We start from the raw sequence: 20,807 nt of genomic DNA, 5'->3' as shown, positions 1-20,807 counted from the left end.
ATAGAGTATGAAAAAAATAATTTTAGATTTAGATACTGGAATTGATGATGCAATGGCACTATCAATTGCTCTAGGAAGTCAAGAAATTGAACTACTAGGGGTAGTAGGAACTTATGGAAATGTTTATACAGAACAAGGAGTTAAAAATGTAGCAAATATTTTAACTATGACAGGAAATGAAAATATTCCTGTGTATGCAGGGGAAAATCATGCATTAAATAAAGATTCTTTTGAGAGATTAGAAATTTCAGCAAAAATTCATGGACAAAACGGTATAGGAGAAGTTGTTTTAAAAGAATCACAAAAAGATATACACAATAATGGTACACAGTATATTGTAGATATGATAAATAAATACGGAAAAGATTTAACAATTGTAGCAACAGGTCCTATAACTAATTTAGGAAAGGCTTTACAAATAGATAAAACAATTGCAGAAAAAGTTGGACAAATTGTTATTATGGGTGGAGCATTAACTGTTCCTGGAAATGTTAGTCCATTTGCAGAAGCTAATATTTCTCAAGATCCATATGCAGCAAAATTATTATTTGATAGTGGGGCTAATGTTATAATGGTTGGACTTGATGTTACAACTCGTTCAGTACTTAAACTTACTGATACAGATAAATGGAGAAAAACTAATACTGAAACAGGAAGAAAATTAGCTGATGCTGTTGATTATTATATTCATATTCATGATGAAATAGCACCAGGAGTAAATGGTTCTTATTTACATGACCCTTCAGCAGTAATTGCAGCAGTTCATCCAGAATGGTTTGAAATGTTACCACTTTACTTAAATGTTGAACAAGAAGGGCCTTCAGTTGGAAGAACAATAGCTTATGCAGAAAAAATAAGAGAATCTAATCCAAATGTGAGGGTTTGTATTAATGTAAATTCACCAAAGGTAGTAGAGTATTTAAATGAATCAATATTAAATTTATCTACAAAAAAAACTAAGGATATATTTTAAAAATATATCCTTAGTTTTTTATAGCTATTTTAAAGAGTGATTGTTATATAAACAAAATAGTTTTTACTAAAATTTTGTTTATTGTTGGTATTATAATTAACTTTATATTTATTTTAATAAAGTTAAATTCTTATTTTGGTCATATATTTTTTGTAAAGTATCTTTTTATATAAACATTGAAAATTGAATCTTACCTTTAATTAGTCTTATAACTTATATTTATTTTAAAAAAATTAAAATTGAATTATTTTTCTTTTTAATAGTTAACTTGACTTTCTATTAAACCTTTATTTATAAATTTTTATATTAATAAAATTATTTAAACTCCCTTAAATATGAATTATAAATATTTGTATTAATAAAATTATTTCCCCTATAATAGTATTTATAAATCTTTATTTTTAATAAACTTAATTTATGTTAATTCCCCTTATAACATCTAAATTGATTGATTCCTATAATTTATATAGTTATTTTAATAAAGTAACGTTTGTATCAATTATTTCAGGGTGTCTCTTAAATAAGAATTCACCTTTTCTAACAGAGCAGTTAACACCAACTCTTTCAAGTATTGCATCAAATTCATTTTTAGCATTTAAAACTATAAAGTTAGCATCTTTACCTACTTCTATACCATATTTATCTCCAATGTGAAGAGTTTTAGCACCATTTGTTGTAATTAAATCTAATGCATTATTAATTTCATCAAAAGACATCATATGGCATATATGAATTCCAGCATCTAATATATTCATTAAGTTACCATTTCCTAATGGATACCATGGGTCTGAAATTGAGTCTTGAGCAAAACAAACATTAATTCCAGAATCATTTAATTCTTTAACTCTTGTAAGACCTCTTCTCTTTGGATAAGTGTCATATCTTCCTTGTAAATGAATATTTTCTGTTGGACATGATATAAAATTCATTTTTGATAATTTTAAAAGTTTAAATAATTTAAATGCATAAGCATTATTATATGAACCCATAGCACAAGCATGACTTGCTGTTGTAAGTTCTCCGATTCCATTCATGTAAGCTTCAGCAGCTAAAAGTTCAACAAATCTTGATTGGTCATCATCAGTTTCATCACAGTGAACATCAATTAATTTATTATATTTCATTGCAAGTTCAACAGTTTTCTTAACTGATTTTTCACCCATTTCTCTTGTAAATTCAAAATGAGGAATAGCACCAACTACATCAGCACCCATTTTTAATGCTTCTTCCACTAATTTATCCCCACCTTTGTAAGAATACATACCTTCTTGTGGAAAAGCTATAATTTGAATGTCAATAATATCTTTATATTCATCTTTTAATTCCATAATAGCCTTTAAGCCTGTAAAGTTTGGATCAGTTACATCAACGTGAGTTCTCATATATTGAGTTCCATATAAAATTTCTTTTCTTAAAGCAATTTTTGCACGTTCTTTAATTTCATCTATTGTCATATTTCCTTTTGTTTCAGACCATCTTTGAATTCCTTCAAAAAGAGTTCCTGTTCCATTATTTGCACCAGGCATACGAGCTGTATAAACATAATCTAAATGAATATGTGGATCAACATAAGGTGGTACAACAAGGTCACCTTTTAAATCATAACTTTCTACATCTTTATATTTTTTAGAAAGATTTGGACCTATTTCCTTATAGACACCGTTTTCAACAAGTAAATCAACTAATTCATTTTTACCTTTTAATTTAGCATTTTTAAATAAAATAACTTTCATTTAAATAATCTCCCTTCAGTTTATCTTGCAATTACTAAAAATAAAAGTAAATTATTAAGTTAAATAAATTAAGTATTAATCATTAAATTATTAAAACAACTAAATAGAGTAGTAATTTGATATTTAATAATTTAAAAAATATAAATTTCAATATGCTATTAATAACTCAATAAATATAGATTTAAATATGTTATTTATTATTTTTAGTAAAGGTCTTGTCGATAATGGAAGTTTAACATGAAAAAATTAGCTAGTCATTGTACTAAATGTACAATAATATTTGGGTATTACTGTGCACGTAAAGAACATATTTTCATAGAGATATTTGTATTTTTAGTACATTGTTACAAAAATATCATTATTGTATACTGTGAATATGATAACATTTACATAAAAATTTTAAATAAGCTGTTTCTTTTATAATTTTTGTTTTTAGCTGGTTTCTTAGCAACATTCAATTTGATTATTTATTTAACTCTTTATAAACATTAAAAACATTAAATTCCTATTTATTTATTTAAAATGTTTTTAGGAAGCTAGCTAAAAATCAACATTAATTAAAATAAGCTTAAAATATCTATACGAGAAAAGGGGACTTTATTATGTACGAAAACGTAAAAATGGAAAACATGACTTGGCAAGAATTCGCAAAGAAAAAAGATGATGTAATTATATTACCAATAGGTTCAACAGAACAACATGGACCTCATCTTCCAACTTGCGTAGATACAGTATTAGCCAATGGATTTGCTTACAGAATTGCTGAAAAAATAAATGGGGTAGTTGCTCCAGCACTTTCATATGGATATAAATCAAAACCATTAAGTGGTGGTGGTCCATTATTCCCAGGAACAATAGATTTAAATGGAGCTACATTACAAGCATTAGTAATGGATATAATTGATGAATTTGTCCGTGATGGATTTAAAAAAATATTTATATTAAGTGCTCACTTTGAAAATGAAGCATTTATTGTAGAAGCTATGGATTTATGTTCAGCAAAATATGGAGATAAAGTTCAAATACTTCTTACTAACTGGTGGGATCCAATGTCACCTGACGTAATTGATAAAGTTTTTGATGAAGTACCATTCCCTGGTTGGGCTCTAGAACATGCAGCTGTTACAGAAACATCATTAATGATGTATTTTGCACCAGAGCTTGTAAGAGAAGATAAAATTATGGATACAGAAAATGCAAGCCCAGCAACTTATTATAAATATCCAATAGAAAAGGGAATAGTTCCTGAAACTGGAATACTTGCATCAGCTAAATCATCATCAGCTGAAAGAGGAAAAATAATTGTTGATGATGTTATCCCAAATATTATTAAAATTATTGAAGAAGCTTTCAATTAATGTTTAAATAGTACTTGAAAAAAATTAATAAAAAGTAGGTATTATTATGAAAACAAAAGGAATTATTTTAACAATGCTATCTTCAATTACCTTTGGTTTTGCCTTTACATTAGGCCCTATGACCTATGGTCTTGAAGGAAGCAACCCTGTAACACTAACATTTTTAAGAAACTTTTTAAGTTTACCATTTTTATTAGTAATTATTTTGCTTTTAAAAATAAACTTAAAGGTAACAAAAAAACAACTTAAAGATTTAATGATACTCGGTTTTGTTGGAAACGCAATAACAACATTAATGTTAAATATGGCTTTTGCTTATGTAGATGTAGGAATAGTTACACCAATACACTTTACTTATCCGATATTCGTAACACTTGGTTGTGTAATATTCTTCCACGAAAAATTAAGCAAACAAAAAGTTTTAGCATTAATTATTGCAATGTCTGGTATAGGATGTTTCTTTATTACAGCATTAACATCAGCTTCTCTTGGAGCTAGTACATTAATAGGATTAATTTTAGCTGTAGCATCTGGTATGTTTTATGCATTATATATTATATTTATGGACAAAAGTGGTTTAAAAAGTGAACCACCATTTAAAATAACATTTTATGTAGCAATTTCATCATCAATAGGTATGTTTATATACGGAACGATTACAAATGAACTTGTTTTTTCAACATTAACACCTAAAGCTTGGGGATTATCTGCAATATTTGCATTCTTATGCACAGTTGTTGCATTATCATTATTACAAGTTGGTATTAAACATATTGGAGCGAGTGAAGCTGCTGTTATAAGTACATTTGAACCTATAACAAGTGTTATTTTTGGAGCAATACTTTTAGGAGAAAAAATAACGTTAATGAAAATTATTGCATGTACATTAATATTTGCAGGAGTATTAATACTATCTTTTGCAAAAGAAAAAGTACAACAAACTAAAAAAGTAAAAGAACCAGTTGCAAATTAATATAAAATAAAAAGTTAAATTCAGTTTACTACTCTTACTATTTTTATATATTATAAATAAAAATAATGAAATTTATAAGCCAATAAAAACTTTTGTACATTCTTATTTTAAATAGTTATAATTTTAAATAATAAAATTGACAAAATAAATAATGGACTATATCAAAGTTAAATTATAATTTTGATATAGTCCATTTAATTTAAAAAATTAAGTTAGATTAAGCTTTATATTATTAAATTAATCTTATATTATAATTAGTTTTAACTTTTTAGTATAAGTTAAGCTTAAAGTTAAGTTTGATTTATGAATAAATATATTTAATTTAGAGTTAGTTAAAGTGATAATTTATTTTGTAAATTAAGAAATTCATAAATAAGTATACTATTAAAAAGCTCTAAATCAGTCATAGCATCATCTAAGTCTCTTTGCAAAAGATTTTTTATTGTTGATAATCTATAGAGTAAAGTATTTCTATGAATAAAAAGCTCTTGAGAAGTTTTAACTAAATGTCTATTATTTTTAAAATAACATTTTAAAGTTCCAACTAAGTCCATTCCATGATTTTTATCGTAATCTAATATAGGGCCTAGATTTTCATAACAATATTGCTCAATATCTTTAGTTTCAGCAAGTCCAATAAATAATCTTATAATGCCTAATTCATTATATTTAATAATATTTGACTCATTATTATAAATACCTATCATAGAAAGAGCTTTACAAGCTTCTTTATAACTAATTTTAATATCAGAATTACTTTCCCTTATACGACTAAAACTTAAATTCATTTCTACATTTTCAGAGTATCTAGAACTTGCAACCTTAAACATACCCTCAATATATTCTAAAGATTTTTTTGCATCTTCACAATTGTTAGCAAATACTAAACTCATTAAGTGATTGGCATATTCCATATGTAATAAAGTATAATTTTTTTCATTTAAACCTTCATCTAAAGAATTCATTATATGTTTAGTAACATTTTCAGAAGCGTGATGAGTATTTGATAATTTTTTAATTTTAAATATACAAATATAATGATAAGGTCTTAAATTTATATTATAAAATTCAGCTAAACCATTAATATCTTCATGCAACTGATCTTGTGAAAAAAGAAGTGATTCAAGAAAATGCTTTCCATTCTTTTTTTCTTCTCTTTTTTGTTCAATTTTTAGAAAAATTTCTTGTATAATATCAATTAATTTAATACCCCATGGCATTATAAATAAGGGAAGATTAGCTTCATTAGCTCTATCTATCATTTCTTTTGATATTTTACTTATATCTTTCTCATCAATTAAAATAACAATACCAGAAAGCTTTTTGAAAATACATTCTTCAATAAGTAATAAAAGGTTTTCATCATTTTCGTTATAAATAACAAAAAGCAGTTCCCCTCCATAAAGCCATTCTGAAATAGACTCGGTTGTCCTTACATAAGGCAAAGAAATTTGATTTTTTAATCCATTTTGTCCAGCTAGTAGCTTTGCCTTTGAAAAATATTTAAGCTGGAATAAATCCTTGCAGCAAAAACTCATAAAGTCACTCCTTTTTATCCCATTTCATTCCATTTTATTTATTTTACCATTTTTTTATAAACATGTTAATTGTTATGTATGTATTGTTTAGTATTAAATCACATAAATGTTTTAGAATAAGCTAAAACCGTAAATTGCAATAGATAAAAAGTTAATATTGATATAATAAAAGTGTAGTAATCTTTTAAAAAGAAATCTTTATTGAATTAATAATTTAATATTTCTATAAAATTAATATTAGAATATATAACAATAAACAGCAACATAAAAATAAAACTATAAAGCCCAAAATGCTTTATAGTTTTATTTTATAATTATATTTTTTAGATAATTTAAATCTTAACTAAGTTATCTATAGTTTATTTATTCTTACTTGCATTTTCTAAATATCTAGTTGCACATTGGGCAAAGAAAGCAGCACCTTCTGGAAGTACATCTTCATTAAATAAAACCTTTGGATTATGACCACTATAGCTTTCTCTATCTGTAAAACCAGCTGACAAGAACATATAAGCTCCAGGTACATGACTTAATACAATAGCAAAATCTTCAGAAGCACTGGCAGTAGTATCTCCAACTGGCATAAAGCCAGGAATATCAAGTTCCTTCATATATCCAAGCATTTCTCTTGTAAACTCAGGGTTTCCTATTAATGGTGGAACTGATGGAAGCCAAGAAACAGTAGCTTCACCTCTAAATGTTGAAGCAACACCTTTTGCAACTTCAACGATTCTATTTTTTAAATATTCATCTGTTTCCTTTGATACTGTTCTCATAGTTCCTTGCATCATTGTAGTTTCAGGAATTATATTACTTGCAGAACCTCCTGAAAGCTGACCAACAGTAAGAAGTGCAGGAGTTGATGGATTAGTTTCCCTTGCAATTAATTCTTGAAGAGCTAAATAAATGTGAACTGCTATGTTTAATGAATCAATAGCTTCATGAGGAGTTGCACCGTGTGAGCCTTTACCCTTTATATCAATTTTAAATCCTGTTGAAGAAAATAAAGATGCACCTTTATCATTATATGCACAAACTCCTACTGGAGCTTTTCCTGCACCAACATGAAATGATAATGCTCTGTCAACGTGAGGATTTTCTAAAACTCCTGCCTCTATCATAGCCTTTGCCCCTTGGAATGTTTCCTCTCCAGGTTGAAACATTAGTTTAATGGTACCATTAATATTTTCTTCATTTTCTTTTAGCATTTTTGCTGCACCTAGAAGCATAGCAGCATGTAAATCATGACCGCATGTATGAGCAGAGCCAGGATTTTTACTACAAAAGCTTAATCCACTTTCTTCTGTCATTGGAAGTGCATCCATATCAGCTCTAAGTAATATACAAGGACCTTTACCATTTCCAATTGTTGCAACTACGCCACTATCTATTATTTGTTTTGGTTCATAACCAAAGCTTTTTAATGTTTTCATAACAAATTCAGTAGTAGAAGGAAGGTTCATTCCTATTTCTGCATTTGAGTGTATATTTCTTCTATATGAAATTATTTCATCTTTTAATTCTTTTGCTCTTATCCAATAATTCATATGACCTATCCTTTCATTAAACTTTTAAATTTTATAAATTAATGTATTTGTAAAGTTATAATATATTAAAAACTTTTATATTGTCAAAAGCTATAAAGGGTAAATAAATCTTAAATTTTTCAAAAATAAGCGAATTTAATAGATTAATGATAAAATAAATATATAGAAGTTTTTTAAATGGGGGAATATTATGAGTATATGGTCAACATCTTGTTTAGTACTTGGAATAATATTTTTAATAGTAGCAATAATTTTTGCTGTATTAAAAGAAAAATCAACAATATTAATTAGTGGATTTAATTATTTTTCAAAAGAAAAGCAAAAAAATTATGATAGAAGTAGAATGAGTAATGATATGAGAAATTCATTTTTACTTTGGGCAACAATATTATTTTTAGGAGCAATTTTATCATATTTTTTAAATAAATATTTTGCCATTTTATCAATAATTATTTGGATAATTCTTTTTATAAAAGATGTTCATATTGATCCAGACAAGTCATTTAATAAATACAAAATAAAACAGTAAAATAAGTTTATAAATATAAATAATAAAATATTAATAGATAAAATAAAGCAGTAAACTTTAATAGTTTACTGCTTTTAATATATAAATTTTATATATAAATTTGGGTGGGAAGTTATTTTAAGGATTTTTTAAATTCTTTATATCCAATTAAAACAATCCAAACATAAGCTAAAGTTTTTGGTATCATAAGCATTCCAACAAGGAAATTTTCTGATGCCCAAAGTACAACTGGAATATAAAATGCAAAAGATAAAAATACAGCTATTCCAAGATTTTTATAATCTTTATCATTATATTTATTTCCATAACTGTATAAAAGATAAATCATTATAATTCCCATAATTGCGAAAGGTATATTTCTATAAATTCCCCAGCTTATTGGAGGATTATATATAAACCATTCATTTTGAGGGAATAAGCAAAGAATAATTCTAATTCCTGCAAGTAAATACATTGTTGTATCTAATGTTTTTGAGTTTTTAATTTCAAATCTAAGTTTAAAAATTTTATAAAGTATAATATAAAAAATTGTCATAGTTATTGATGTAACTAACTTACCAAAACCTAATGCTGCTGCATTATTTTCAAGACCAGTAGTTAATAGGGCATATATTCTAGGAATTAAGTGAAATGAATCACCAAAACCTAAAGTTACAGACATTATTCCAAAAAGTCTAAAGTATTTATCTTTTGTTTTACTTATCATTATAATTCCTAAAATAATTACAGTAGATAAATAAACTACGTGAAAAATTGGTTCCATAATTGCTTGCATAAATTTTAATCTCCTTAATTATTTATTTGTAGTTAAATTATTTTTAAATAGATTAAAACACTTTAATTTGAAGTTAATATTTTATTATATATGTAAGAAAGTAACGTTAAAAAATTTAAAGTACTTTTATTTAAATTAATTAGTTTATAATATCTATTTAAAAATTAAGGTTTGTCCCTTTGATATTAGTTTATTATTTATATATTTAATTAGGATAAAATCCATCTTAAATCCATCTTAAATTTAAATTTCATATTAAAATTGGCATTGACTTAAAACTTAAGCTTTATGATATAATCTAAACCACAAAGGGGTGGGAATAAGATGAATAGTATTTTTGAAAAATACAAAGTTTTGATAATTGATGATGAACAAGATATTGTTGATATTTTAGAAACTGTATTAAAGAGAGAGGGCTTTAATAATATTTTTGTAGCAAATAATGGAGAAGATGGAATAGAACTATTTAAAAAGATTAAGCCAGATATAGTTCTTTTAGATATTATGCTTCCAGATATAAGTGGATATGATGTTTTTAATGAAATTAGGAAATTAAGCGAAGCTCCAATATTATTTATATCAGCAAAATCAGAAGAAGTTGATAGATTATTAGGATTTGCAATTGGTGCAGATGATTATATTACAAAACCTTTTAGTCCGAAAGAAGTAGCATTTAGGCTTAAAGCAAGACTTAAAGCTTTTAATAATATTTCTATAAGTAAAAATATAAATGAAAATAAAATTATTAAGTTTGGTAATGTTGAAATAAATGAAGAAACAAGCGTAGTTTATAAGGATGGAAAAGCTTTAGAATTTACAGCAAAGGAATTAAAATTACTTAAATATTTAATTAATAATCCAAACAGAATAATTAGTAAAGAAATGATTTGCAATGAAGTTTGGGGAGAAAACTTTTTTGGATTTGATAATACAATTACAGTTCATATAAGAAAACTTAGAATGAAAATTGAAGATAATCCATCAAAGCCAAAGTACATAACAACAGTAATTGGCTTAGGATATAAGTTTGTAATGAATGGAGAATAAAAATGAAATGGAAACTTATTTTTCATTATGCTACATCTTTTATACTTGCATGCTCAGTTATTGTGTTAATAAATATAATTTTTATGAGAAACAACATTTATAAAGAAGGGGCATTATACAATTATCATCCAGAAGAGATAATATCAGAATTTAAAGATTACTTATATTTATCAAATGATAATCATATAGAAGTAAAACCTTCAGGAATTGAATTTTTAAAAGAAAATAATATAGGACTTCAAGTTTTAGACCAAAATAATAATGAAGTTTATAGTTATAATAAACCAAATAACGCACTAAAAAGCTATTCAAATAAAGAACTTATAAATAGTTTTAATAATAAAAGTAATACTTTATTTTTAGATGAAAAAACTTTAAATAACAAAGTATATACTTATCTTTTATTTTTAGATACTAATAAAGTAAAGAGAGTAAACTATTCTTATGATGTAAATTTAATTGAAAAGGCTCATAAGTTTCCAAGTTTAATTATAATGAATGTAATTTTACTTATTGTAATAAGCTTTTTATATACTTTAACAATAACAAAGCCTATAAATAGAATTGTTTATAAAATATTAGATTTATATAATGGTAAGTATTCTAAAGATAAAGTTAAGCTCGGAATGTATTATGAGGTTGAAAATTGTTTAAATAGATTAGAGGACAAGCTTCAAAGTAATGAAAAAGAAAGAGAAAAGCTTGAAAATATGAGAGAAGAGTGGATTTCAAATATTTCTCATGATATAAAAACACCTCTTACTTCAATTATTGGAAATGCAGAAATAATGGGAGATACTGAATATGAAATTGATGATTATATTAGGAAGAAGTGTTGTAACACTATAATAAGAAAAAGCGAATATATAAAAACTTTAGTTGAAGATTTAAATTTATCAACAAGGCTTAAAAACAACACTTTAGTTTTAAATAAGCAAAAAACAAATATAGTATCCTTAATTAGACATGTAATAATAGATATTATAAATGATGAAAAATATAGTCATAGGAATATAAATTTTACTTATTCAGATGAGAAAATATTTCTTGATTTAGATAAGCACTTAATAAAGAGAGTTTTTATAAATATTATAATAAATGCCTTTGTTCATAATGATAGTGATGTAAAGGTGAATATAAATATTAAAAAGTTAAATGATAAGGTAGAAGTTTTTGTTTGTGATAATGGAAAAGGTGTTTCAGAAGAAGAACTTACAAATATTTTTAAAAGATATTATAGGGGAACAAATACAAATAAAAAGGTAGAGGGTTCGGGGCTTGGAATGGCAATAGCTTATGATATAGTTAAAGCTCATAGTGGAGAAATTTATGCTCAAAGTAAACCGAATGAAGGGTTAAAAATAAATATAAAATTTAAGATAAAATAGTTATAATTAGAATGAAATATAATGAAATTTTAAAATGACATAGTTATAATTAGCATAAACATAAAATATAATAAAAATTTAAAATTATATAGTTATAATTAGTATAAGATTTGAAAGATGATTAAAGAAGCTTTGTATAATTTGCAAGGCTTCTTTTTATATATTATTAAGAAATATTTGTATTTCAATTTAATATTAAGTTATAAAGTTTTAAGTTAAAGTAATAAGAAATTTTAATATTTTAAGGTAAAGTTTTAGATTATTTATATAAAATATTATGAATTTATATAAAGTTTTTTTGTATTAATAAAATTTATAATTAATATATTTATTTAAAGTATTACAATAATATTTCAATTAAGCATATAATTTAAATAATATACAAAAAGTGTAACTTAAAATCGTATTACCTTTGAAGGGAGAGTTAATAAATGAAAAAAGAAATTTTAAAAAATCAAATTAAAAGCTCAACCAAGAAAGAATTAAGTGATTTAGTAATTAAAGATATAAATGTAGTTGATGTATTTCAAAGTGATACATTTATATGTGATGTTGCAATAAGAGATGGATATATAATTGGACTTGGAAATTATAATGGAAGGGAAGAAATTGATGGAACTTCAAAATATATAGTTCCAGGACTTATTGATGGACATGCTCACATAGAATCTTCTTTAATTACACCAAATGAATATTATAAAGAAGCCTTAAAGCATGGAATAACATCAATGGTAACAGACCCACATGAAATAGCAAATGTATTAGGTGTTGAAGGTATAAAGCTTATGATGGATTTAAGTGAAGATGTACCTTTAGATTTTTATTTTATGATTTCTTCTTGTGTTCCATCAACAGATTTTGAAGATTCAGGAGCAAGAATAGAAGCAGAAGATTTAAAGGATTTATATAATCATAAATTTGTGCTTGGACTTGCTGAAGTTATGAATGCACCAGCTGTTTTTAATTGTGATGACAAAATGATAAATAAATTTTTAGAAACTAAAAATAGAAATTTAATTGTTGATGGACATTGTGCAGGTTTTAATGAAGAAATGATAAATACTTATAGAGTTTGTGATGTAAAAACAGATCATGAATGTCATACAAGCAAGGAAGTTATAGATAGATTAAGACGAGGAATGTATGTCCTTATGCGAGAAGGAACAGTAGCAAAAAATTTAAAAGAGTTATTAGCTTCAGTTAATATATACAATACAAGAAGGTTATGCTTCTGTACAGATGACAAGCATATTGATGATTTAATGAAAAATGGAAGTATAGATAAATCAATAAAGATGGCAATTGATTATGGAATAAAAAAAGAAACAGCAATACAAATGGCAACATTAAATACAGCAGAATGTTACGGTTTAAATGATAAAGGGGCAATAGCACCAGGATATGTCGCAGATTTTGTAATATTAGATAATTTAGAAAACTTTTCTATAAATTCAGTATATAAAGATGGAAAGCTTGTAGTTAAAAAAGATAAGTTAATTTATGATTGGAGTAAAGAAAAGAAAACTATAAATATTAAAAATAGTATTCATTTACCTAAACTTTCTCTAGATAGTTTTAAAATTGATTTAAAGGATAAAAAATATATAAATGTTATAGGACTTATAAAAAATAGATTAGAAAGCAATCATTTAAAAATACAAGTTGATAATTTAGAAAATAAAGATGAATTTGTAAGTAGCACAAAAGATGATTTATTAAAGGTTGCAGTTATTGAAAGACATAAAGGAAGTGGACAGATAGGTCTTGGAATTATAAATGGACTTCAAATTAAAGAAGGTGCAATAGCAACATCAATAGCACATGACTCTCATAATATTATTGTTACAGGAAGCAATGATAATGATATGCTTCTTGCTGTTAATGAACTTGAGAGAATTGGTGGTGGAATTGTTGTTACAAAAAATAATAAAGTTTTAGCAAGTATTCAACTTGAGTTTGGTGGAATAATGACATTAAGAGATACAAAATATGTGTTAGAAGATCTTGAAAATTTACATGAAGCAGTAGGTAAAATAGGGCCAGAAATTGATTTTAATCCATTTTTAACATTATCCTTTTTAGCATTACCAGTAATTCCAGAGCTTAAAATAACAGATAGAGGTTTATTTGATGTAAATAATTTTAAGTTTATTAACGCATCTTATTAAGTGTTATATAATTATGAAATATATATAAAATTTAGGTAAAAACCAATATGTAAAGGATAAATTTACTTATAATTAGAAGTAAGATATGTACTTGTTTACTTTTAATATAGGAGATGAATTATAGATGATGGAAAATGATATCAAATATTATTTAAGTTTATCCAAGGAACCATTTAAATATGATGAATATATAAAAATATTAGAAGATTTAAATGAAATATATAATGATTTTTCTAACAACTTAAATGTAGATGCTAAAGTTTATAATATAATAAAAACTAAAGATGGTATAACGCTTAAGATTATTTCAAATTCTAATGATATAAACTTATATTCATACCCAACTTATAATTTTGAATTTAAGGTTGTTGATGATGTAGATGAATATATGGATCAAAACTTTAAGGAAAATGTTAAAAAATATGATGCTTCTGATATAAAATTTATAAAAGATGGTGGAGTAATTGTAAAATCAAGCCTTGGAACATTAGGAAAGGTTTTAAAGGTTGAAAGAGATACACCAGAAGAATATGATTCATTAGAAGAATATAATTTAGATATATTTATATCTGAGCTTGATAATTTATTAGCTGAAATAGATATAAAAGATTTTACAATTTACAGTAAACAAAAGAAAAATTTTTATGTATTAAAAGATGGAAAGTTTAGAGTTCATAGTCTTTATTCACGTTCAGCAGTTCAGTATGTTACAGAACTTATAGATAGCACATATGATTTTGTAAGAATAACTAACTGTGAAAATGTAGAAGAATATTTAGGAAGATTAATAGAACCATTTGAAGAATCAGAAGATGTATTTACTGAAAGATTACAAGATATGGTTGATTTAAAAAATAAATTTATGAGTTTACTTTATTGTGAATTAAATGCAGTATACAATAAATAAAATTAAAGTATTAATATATATTATTTTTAATAATGAAATTATACTTTTAAATTATAATATAATAAGTAATTTAAATATAAATTATAAAAAATATATAAAAACCAGTAGTATAAAATTCTACTGGTTTTTGTATGTATTAATTTAATTAATATTGGTTTAAAAAATTTTTTAAATTTATTATAAATGAAATAAAGTTTTATAATATAGATGAGCATAAATTATATGTATAAGTATAGTAAATTATCCAATAATAAATTTATATATTTAAATAGGAGAATTATTATGTTGTTAGATAAAGATTATTTTCAAAAAGATGCATTATATTTAGCAAAAGATTTACTTGGCAAAATTTTAGTTAGAGAAGTTGATGGAAAAATAATAAAGTCAAGAATTGTTGAAACAGAAGCTTATATTGGTAATGGAGATAAAGCTTGTCATGCTTATAATGGAAGAAGGACTAAAAGAACAGAAGTACTTTATTCAGAAGGGGGAATAGCTTACATTTATCTTATATATGGTATGTATAATTGTTTGAATGTAGTTACAGGAATAAAAGAAGAAGCTGAAGCTGTATTAATTAGAGCATTAGAACCTTTAAATGAATTTGATTATATTTCTAATAAAAGATTTAATAAAGATTTTGATAACCTTACAAAGGCACAAAAATTAGCCCTTACAAATGGCCCAGGAAAGTTATGCAAAGCTTTATTAATTGATAGAGAATTAAATGCAATTAAGCTTTATGAAAAAGGAAAGCTTTACTTAATAGATGATGGATTTAAAGATTTTGGTGTAGTTAAAACAAAGCGAATAGGAATTGATTATGCAGAGGAAGCTATTCATTTCCCTTGGAGATTTTACATAGAAGGAAATAAATATGTTTCTAAAAAATAAGATAGACAAAAAGTCTATCTTATTTCTTTTTCCATATAAATTGTAATTTAGTAAGTAACTTACCTGTATTATTACTTGTAATATTATGAACAGTTGTAATTTCATCATTTTCATTATTAACTATTTCGGATGTAATATGTAATGTGTCCCCATCAGTTGTTTCTTTTTTGAATAAAACTTTAATATTAAATAATCTATAATCATTTAATATTGTTCTTGGTAGAGTATCCATTGCCATTTCCATATATTTAACATTATTTACATGACCATTAGCATCTATATCACTAAATCTAATTGGATAATCTTTTATGTACTCTTCATTTTCAACATTTTTAATATCATCTAAAGGTGGAACTTCTTCTAATTCTCCTGAAATTCCATATATCTCACATTGGTCTTGTGAAATTTTTGTTGGACGTCTCTTTTCAAAATCTATTAATATAGCTGTTGAAACAACTTCTCCTATAATTTTACCTTCAGAATTTTTTATAGTATTTTTTCTGTAACCATAAAATTTCTTTGAACCTAAAACTGTAGTATCAACAGTTATAGTATCTCTAAATTTAGGATACTCGTATATTGTCATATCATATTTTAAAAGAACCCAAACGCATTTATTATGCACGAAACCTTCTTTAGTTTCTCCTAAATAGTCTGATTGTGCTATAACAACATCCCATAAATAATCAGCAAGAGTTGAGAATTTACATTTATGTTCTGTATCAACATCAAAAGCATTTATTTTATATTGTTTTTCAAAAGCTGTACTCAAAATATATTGCCTCCTTATAATTTTGTAAATATCAATAATAAATATTATAGCACAGCTTCGGAAAATATGTATTTTTTGGAATATATTAATAGTATAAATATATTTAAATTTAAAAAATAATATTATGTAGTGGAATTTAAAATAATTTATATGTAATTAAAGTTTTATAATAGAGCTGTATATTCTTCACTGTTTGTAAAATTTAAAATAATATGTAATTAAAAGTTTAAAGATAAATTTAAAGTTTTGATGTATAATAAAAATATAATTAAATTTAAAAAATTCTTTGATAAGGAGTAGTAACTAAATTTAGGTTCAATAAAGAGAGCTTTAGGTGGTGGAATTAAGGCAAGAAAGAATTTAGTGAATGGACCTTTGAGGAACAAAGTGAAATTTTATTTAAAAAAAATATATTTTTAACTAAAAAAGTATCTAAGTGGTTGGCTGCACCTTACAGCAGATAGAGTATGTTAGTACTTGAAATTGAGTGGTATAGTTTAAAATTTTATTCTATACAATTTAGGTGGCAACACGGATATAATCTTCGTCCTATTTTTTAGGGGCGAAGTTTTTTTATTTTAAAAGAAAATTGATTTTTCTAAATAATAATGTTTAATGTTATTTTATTTAGTTTAAATGATTAGATAAATCTAAATAAGATTTTGGTTATTCTGATTTTAATTTATGTATTTATTTAAAGTTATATATATGAATTTTATATGTAATTGTAAAATACAAAATTTTAATAAAAAAACAATTTCTAATAATTTTCATAATTTAAAAAGACTAATAACTTGAATTAATAAAAAATAAGGAGATGGAATTAATGAGTAAAGAAATAATATTAACAGGGGACAGACCAACAGGAAAGCTACATATAGGACATTATGTTGGTTCTTTAATAAACAGAGTAGAGCTTCAAAATAGTGATAAATATAATAGTTATATTATGATTGCAGACCAACAAGCTTTAACTGATAATGCAAGAAATCCAGAAAAAATAAGAAATAGTTTAATTGAGGTAGCTCTTGATTATTTAGCTGTTGGAATAGATCCACAAAAATCAACTATATTTGTGCAATCACAAATACCTGAGTTAAATGAGTTAACTATGCATTATTTAAATTTAGTTACTGTTTCAAGACTTGAAAGAAATCCAACAGTTAAAAATGAAATAAAAGAGAAAAATTTTAATATGAGTATTCCAGCTGGATTTTTAATTTATCCAATAAGTCAAGCAGCAGATATAACAGCCTTTAAGGCAACAGTTGTTCCAGTTGGAGAAGACCAATTACCTATGCTTGAACAAACAAGGGAAATAGTTAGAACATTTAATCAAACATATAACAAAGAAATTTTAGTAGAACCAAGAGCTGTTCTTCCAAAGAAAGGTTTAGGAAGACTTCCAGGCATAGATGGAAATTCAAAAATGAGTAAGTCTTTAAATAATGCAATATATTTATCTGATGATGAAGATACTATAAAGAAAAAAATTATGTCTATGTACACAGATCCAAATCATATAAGAGTAGAAGATCCAGGAAATGTTAAAGATAATCCAGTATTTATGTATTTAGATGCTTTTTGTGAAGATAAAATAACATTAGAAAATATGAAAAACCATTATGAAAAAGGTGGTCTTGGAGATGTTAAAATAAAAAAATATTTAAATGAAGTTATGCAAGAAAAGTTAAGACCTATAAGAGAAAGAAGAAAAGAGTACGAAAAAAATATTGATTATGTTTATAATATTCTAAAAACTGGTAGTGAAAATGCAAGAGTTATAGCAAGTGATACATTAAAAGAAGTTAGAGATGCAATAGGAATAAATTATTTTAAATAATAAAATAATCACATATATATAAGAAGATAAAAATAAAAAATATTTCTAATTAAAAGAAATATAAATAAAAGAATTTAATTAAAAATAAATTTGTTTTTTATAAAATAAAAGCTAAGAGAGGAAGGATGATAGTAAAAGGTAATTATAGGTTTATACTCTCTTAGCTTTATTAGTTATTATTAGTTTATAAGTGATATTTATTGTTAATAAAGTTATTAAGTGAATTTTTAATTCAACTTATTTTATAAGTTTGTAACTTGAAAATTTTCTAATAGGAGTAATTTATAAATGTTTATATAGTTTTACTTGCATATATGTTTTTTTCTACATCTATAAATACTTTTGCAATAACCTCATAAGCTTGTCCCCAAGCTTCTAAAACTTCAGCTGTTGCATCTTCTCCTAAAACATCCTTAATAGCTCTTAAAAGATTTTGTCCAACTATTGGATAATGTTCTGGTTTAATGTTAGCATTACAATGCTTTTCTCCAATCTTTTTTACTGCTGGAAGTAAAACTTCTAAGTTATCTATATTTTCAGCTGCAGCTAAAATAGTCATAGCCAAAGCTTTTGGTTGTTCACCTGATTTTTGTCTATCCATATTAAATAATGGTTTAACTTCTGGATTATTTTCAAACATATTTTTATAAAAAGTTTTAGTAATTTCTAATCCATGTTCCTTTAATGCAGGAACTGTACTTTTAATTATATTTATTGTATTTTTGTCTAGCATATAAAGGTCTCCTTTTAATATTTATTATTTTGAAATAATCATTATCATTTCATGAAATAAATATAGCACAATAAAATAAAATGTGCAAGTAAAATGCACATTTTATTTTATATATTTTTTTTGATATAATTTTATATAGATTTAATTACTAAAGGAGATAAAAAATGCAGTTATCAAAGTTTACAGATTATGCGTTTAGAATGCTAATATATTTGGCAAAAAACGAAGAGAGAATTTCAGTAATAGATGAGATGTCAGATGAGCTTAATATATCAAAGCATCATTTAAAGAAAATAGTTAATAAGCTTGCAAAAACTGAATATATAATATCTTTAAAGGGAAGAAATGGCGGATTAAGACTAGGGGTTGAACCTAAAGAAATAAATTTAGGTAACGTTCTAGTTTTAACAGAAGAAAATTTAAATTTAGTTTCTTGTATGGGAAATAGTGATATGTGTCCATTAATTAAAGATGATTGTAAGCTAAAAGTTGTTATATCAAAATCATTAAATACATTTATTAAAGAAATGAGCAAATATACTTTAGAAGATATATTATAATATAAAATTAAAATGTAAATACTGTATTGTATAAAACTTAACTTGGAGATGAGTTATTATGAAAAAAACATTGTATGATTATATAGATAAAATAAAGAAATTACCTATAAAAGCTAAGTATACAAAAGAAGAACTTTTAACTAAAGATTTTTTAATAGAGGAAAAAGATAATATTGAAATATATTATGCTCCACATAATGAATACATGAATAAGAAGGCTAAAATATTTATAATAGGAATAACTCCAGGATTTCAGCAAATGAGTACAGCAATAGCAGAGGCAAGAAAAGAACTTGAAATAACAAATGATATAAAAGAAATTCAATATAAGTGTAAAGTTGCTGGAAGATTTAGTGGTTCTTTAAGAAAAAATATAATAAGTATGTTAGATGAAATAGGACTTAATAAAGTTTTTAATTTAGATAGTTGTAGTGAACTTTTTTCTGATAAAGATTATTTATTACATACAGTATCATTAATCCCTTATTCAGTATTTGTAAAAAAGCAAAACTATTCAGGTCATACTCCAAAATTAATTAAAAGTGATTTTTTAATGAAATATGTTTATGAAAATTTTATTGATGAATTTAAAAGCTTAAATCATTTTAATGATATATTATTAATCCCACTTGGAAGAGCAGTCGAAGAAGTTTTATGTAAATTAGAAGATGAAGGCGTAATAAATAAAAATCAAATACTTAAAGGCTTTCCACATCCATCAGGAGCAAATGTTAATAGAGTAAAGCAACTTGAAGAAAATAAAGAAGAATTAACTGAATTTATTTTAAATTGGAGCAAAACAAAGTATTTAAATAAGTAAACATATAAAGAAGTACAATATAAATTAAAGAGATAGTATATAAAAATAAACATTATATAAAAAATTATTATATAGAAAATTATTATATAGAAAAGAAGTAGCATATAAATTAATGTCTTTTAATTAAAGAATAGACAAAAATTTTAAGCTACTTTTTTTTATATAAATTTTAAATCATTTTTATATTGATTATTGTACATAATAATGTATTATAAGTATAAAGATAAAGGATAATTATTATTAATAGAA

At 24.6% G+C, this 20,807-nt stretch carries 18 protein-coding genes; 12 read left to right on the top strand and 6 right to left on the bottom strand.

Translation table 11 applies throughout. The annotated features are described in order from the left end of the window. Window positions 1-7 precede the first annotated feature (7 nt). Complete coding sequence (locus tag AC4FQW_RS07620; protein WP_491148270.1) at window positions 8-973, top strand: nucleoside hydrolase; 966 nt, start codon at window positions 8-10, stop codon at window positions 971-973. A 470-nt stretch (window positions 974-1,443) separates the two neighbouring features. Here the strand turns inward: AC4FQW_RS07620 and codA are convergent, their stop codons facing one another. Beyond that, complete coding sequence (gene codA, locus AC4FQW_RS07615) at window positions 1,444-2,706, bottom strand: cytosine deaminase (RefSeq protein ID WP_491148268.1); 1,263 nt, start codon at window positions 2,704-2,706, stop codon at window positions 1,444-1,446. A 602-nt stretch (window positions 2,707-3,308) separates the two neighbouring features. Here codA and AC4FQW_RS07610 point away from each other — a divergent pair. Next, the gene (locus AC4FQW_RS07610; protein ID WP_303130787.1) at window positions 3,309-4,064 is read left to right on the top strand and encodes a creatininase; all 756 of its coding nucleotides are present in this window, start codon (window positions 3,309-3,311) and stop codon (window positions 4,062-4,064) included. Window positions 4,065-4,110: 46 nt separating this feature from the next. After that, window positions 4,111-5,037, top strand: coding sequence for a DMT family transporter (locus AC4FQW_RS07605; RefSeq protein ID WP_491148265.1), 927 nt, complete (start codon window positions 4,111-4,113; stop codon window positions 5,035-5,037). A gap of 332 nt (window positions 5,038-5,369) precedes the next feature. Here AC4FQW_RS07605 and AC4FQW_RS07600 read toward each other — a convergent pair whose 3' ends face one another. Both AC4FQW_RS07600 and AC4FQW_RS07595 read right to left on the bottom strand, forming a co-directional pair. Beyond that, complete coding sequence (locus tag AC4FQW_RS07600; RefSeq protein WP_491148263.1) at window positions 5,370-6,575, bottom strand: PucR family transcriptional regulator; 1,206 nt, start codon at window positions 6,573-6,575, stop codon at window positions 5,370-5,372. Window positions 6,576-6,934: 359 nt separating this feature from the next. Then, the gene (locus AC4FQW_RS07595) at window positions 6,935-8,122 is read right to left on the bottom strand and encodes a M20 metallopeptidase family protein (RefSeq protein WP_491148261.1); all 1,188 of its coding nucleotides are present in this window, start codon (window positions 8,120-8,122) and stop codon (window positions 6,935-6,937) included. 190 nt (window positions 8,123-8,312) lie between these two features. Between AC4FQW_RS07595 and AC4FQW_RS07590 the strand changes: the two genes are divergently transcribed. After that, window positions 8,313-8,651: a DUF3784 domain-containing protein gene (locus AC4FQW_RS07590; RefSeq protein ID WP_491148259.1), complete on the top strand. Its 339-nt coding sequence runs from the start codon at window positions 8,313-8,315 to the stop codon at window positions 8,649-8,651. A 112-nt stretch (window positions 8,652-8,763) separates the two neighbouring features. Here AC4FQW_RS07590 and AC4FQW_RS07585 read toward each other — a convergent pair whose 3' ends face one another. Beyond that, window positions 8,764-9,426, bottom strand: coding sequence for a hypothetical protein (locus tag AC4FQW_RS07585; RefSeq protein ID WP_303131078.1), 663 nt, complete (start codon window positions 9,424-9,426; stop codon window positions 8,764-8,766). 324 nt (window positions 9,427-9,750) lie between these two features. Between AC4FQW_RS07585 and AC4FQW_RS07580 the strand changes: the two genes are divergently transcribed. From AC4FQW_RS07580 to AC4FQW_RS07560, 5 genes are all read left to right on the top strand, one after another. Then, the gene (locus AC4FQW_RS07580; RefSeq protein ID WP_491148257.1) at window positions 9,751-10,473 is read left to right on the top strand and encodes a response regulator transcription factor; all 723 of its coding nucleotides are present in this window, start codon (window positions 9,751-9,753) and stop codon (window positions 10,471-10,473) included. An 83-nt stretch (window positions 10,474-10,556) separates the two neighbouring features. Beyond that, the gene (locus tag AC4FQW_RS07575) at window positions 10,557-11,861 is read left to right on the top strand and encodes a sensor histidine kinase (protein WP_491148255.1); all 1,305 of its coding nucleotides are present in this window, start codon (window positions 10,557-10,559) and stop codon (window positions 11,859-11,861) included. 431 nt (window positions 11,862-12,292) lie between these two features. Continuing rightward, on the top strand, window positions 12,293-14,029 hold the full coding sequence (ade, locus tag AC4FQW_RS07570) for an adenine deaminase (protein ID WP_491148253.1): 1,737 nt from the start codon (window positions 12,293-12,295) through the stop codon (window positions 14,027-14,029). A 124-nt stretch (window positions 14,030-14,153) separates the two neighbouring features. Further along, the gene (locus tag AC4FQW_RS07565; protein WP_491148251.1) at window positions 14,154-14,936 is read left to right on the top strand and encodes a hypothetical protein; all 783 of its coding nucleotides are present in this window, start codon (window positions 14,154-14,156) and stop codon (window positions 14,934-14,936) included. 282 nt (window positions 14,937-15,218) lie between these two features. After that, on the top strand, window positions 15,219-15,830 hold the full coding sequence (locus tag AC4FQW_RS07560) for a DNA-3-methyladenine glycosylase (RefSeq protein WP_491148249.1): 612 nt from the start codon (window positions 15,219-15,221) through the stop codon (window positions 15,828-15,830). A 19-nt stretch (window positions 15,831-15,849) separates the two neighbouring features. Here the strand turns inward: AC4FQW_RS07560 and AC4FQW_RS07555 are convergent, their stop codons facing one another. Next, window positions 15,850-16,602, bottom strand: a complete 753-nt coding sequence (locus tag AC4FQW_RS07555) for an acyl-[acyl-carrier-protein] thioesterase (RefSeq protein WP_303130769.1) — start codon at window positions 16,600-16,602, stop codon at window positions 15,850-15,852. 826 nt (window positions 16,603-17,428) lie between these two features. On the opposite strand from AC4FQW_RS07555, the gene trpS reads away from it, so the two are divergent. After that, a complete protein-coding gene (trpS, locus tag AC4FQW_RS07550) occupies window positions 17,429-18,445 on the top strand; it encodes a tryptophan--tRNA ligase (RefSeq protein ID WP_491148246.1) in 1,017 nt (338 codons plus the stop codon). Window positions 18,446-18,737: 292 nt separating this feature from the next. On the opposite strand, the gene AC4FQW_RS07545 is transcribed toward trpS, so the two are convergent. Further along, window positions 18,738-19,178, bottom strand: a complete 441-nt coding sequence (locus tag AC4FQW_RS07545) for a globin domain-containing protein (protein WP_491148244.1) — start codon at window positions 19,176-19,178, stop codon at window positions 18,738-18,740. A 164-nt stretch (window positions 19,179-19,342) separates the two neighbouring features. On the opposite strand from AC4FQW_RS07545, the gene AC4FQW_RS07540 reads away from it, so the two are divergent. Beyond that, a complete protein-coding gene (locus AC4FQW_RS07540; RefSeq protein WP_303130773.1) occupies window positions 19,343-19,738 on the top strand; it encodes an RrF2 family transcriptional regulator in 396 nt (131 codons plus the stop codon). A gap of 58 nt (window positions 19,739-19,796) precedes the next feature. Further along, window positions 19,797-20,558, top strand: a complete 762-nt coding sequence (locus AC4FQW_RS07535) for a hypothetical protein (RefSeq protein WP_491148242.1) — start codon at window positions 19,797-19,799, stop codon at window positions 20,556-20,558. Window positions 20,559-20,807: the final 249 nt, after the last annotated feature.

Source organism: Clostridium sp. TJA085 (assembly GCF_058310235.1).
The sequence above is the reverse complement of the archived record's forward strand: the minus strand, read 5'-3'. Positions and strand labels throughout refer to the sequence as shown.

Coding starts and splice junctions, on each gene's coding strand:
- AC4FQW_RS07620 (WP_491148270.1), top strand. CDS start 8: ATGAAAAAAATAATTTTAGATTTAGATACTGGAATTGATGATGCAATG.
- codA (WP_491148268.1), bottom strand. CDS start 2,706: ATGAAAGTTATTTTATTTAAAAATGCTAAATTAAAAGGTAAAAATGAA.
- AC4FQW_RS07610 (WP_303130787.1), top strand. CDS start 3,309: ATGTACGAAAACGTAAAAATGGAAAACATGACTTGGCAAGAATTCGCA.
- AC4FQW_RS07605 (WP_491148265.1), top strand. CDS start 4,111: ATGAAAACAAAAGGAATTATTTTAACAATGCTATCTTCAATTACCTTT.
- AC4FQW_RS07600 (WP_491148263.1), bottom strand. CDS start 6,575: ATGAGTTTTTGCTGCAAGGATTTATTCCAGCTTAAATATTTTTCAAAG.
- AC4FQW_RS07595 (WP_491148261.1), bottom strand. CDS start 8,122: ATGAATTATTGGATAAGAGCAAAAGAATTAAAAGATGAAATAATTTCA.
- AC4FQW_RS07590 (WP_491148259.1), top strand. CDS start 8,313: ATGAGTATATGGTCAACATCTTGTTTAGTACTTGGAATAATATTTTTA.
- AC4FQW_RS07585 (WP_303131078.1), bottom strand. CDS start 9,426: ATGCAAGCAATTATGGAACCAATTTTTCACGTAGTTTATTTATCTACT.
- AC4FQW_RS07580 (WP_491148257.1), top strand. CDS start 9,751: ATGAATAGTATTTTTGAAAAATACAAAGTTTTGATAATTGATGATGAA.
- AC4FQW_RS07575 (WP_491148255.1), top strand. CDS start 10,557: ATGAGAAACAACATTTATAAAGAAGGGGCATTATACAATTATCATCCA.
- ade (WP_491148253.1), top strand. CDS start 12,293: ATGAAAAAAGAAATTTTAAAAAATCAAATTAAAAGCTCAACCAAGAAA.
- AC4FQW_RS07565 (WP_491148251.1), top strand. CDS start 14,154: ATGATGGAAAATGATATCAAATATTATTTAAGTTTATCCAAGGAACCA.
- AC4FQW_RS07560 (WP_491148249.1), top strand. CDS start 15,219: ATGTTGTTAGATAAAGATTATTTTCAAAAAGATGCATTATATTTAGCA.
- trpS (WP_491148246.1), top strand. CDS start 17,429: ATGAGTAAAGAAATAATATTAACAGGGGACAGACCAACAGGAAAGCTA.
- AC4FQW_RS07545 (WP_491148244.1), bottom strand. CDS start 19,178: ATGCTAGACAAAAATACAATAAATATAATTAAAAGTACAGTTCCTGCA.
- AC4FQW_RS07540 (WP_303130773.1), top strand. CDS start 19,343: ATGCAGTTATCAAAGTTTACAGATTATGCGTTTAGAATGCTAATATAT.
- AC4FQW_RS07535 (WP_491148242.1), top strand. CDS start 19,797: ATGAAAAAAACATTGTATGATTATATAGATAAAATAAAGAAATTACCT.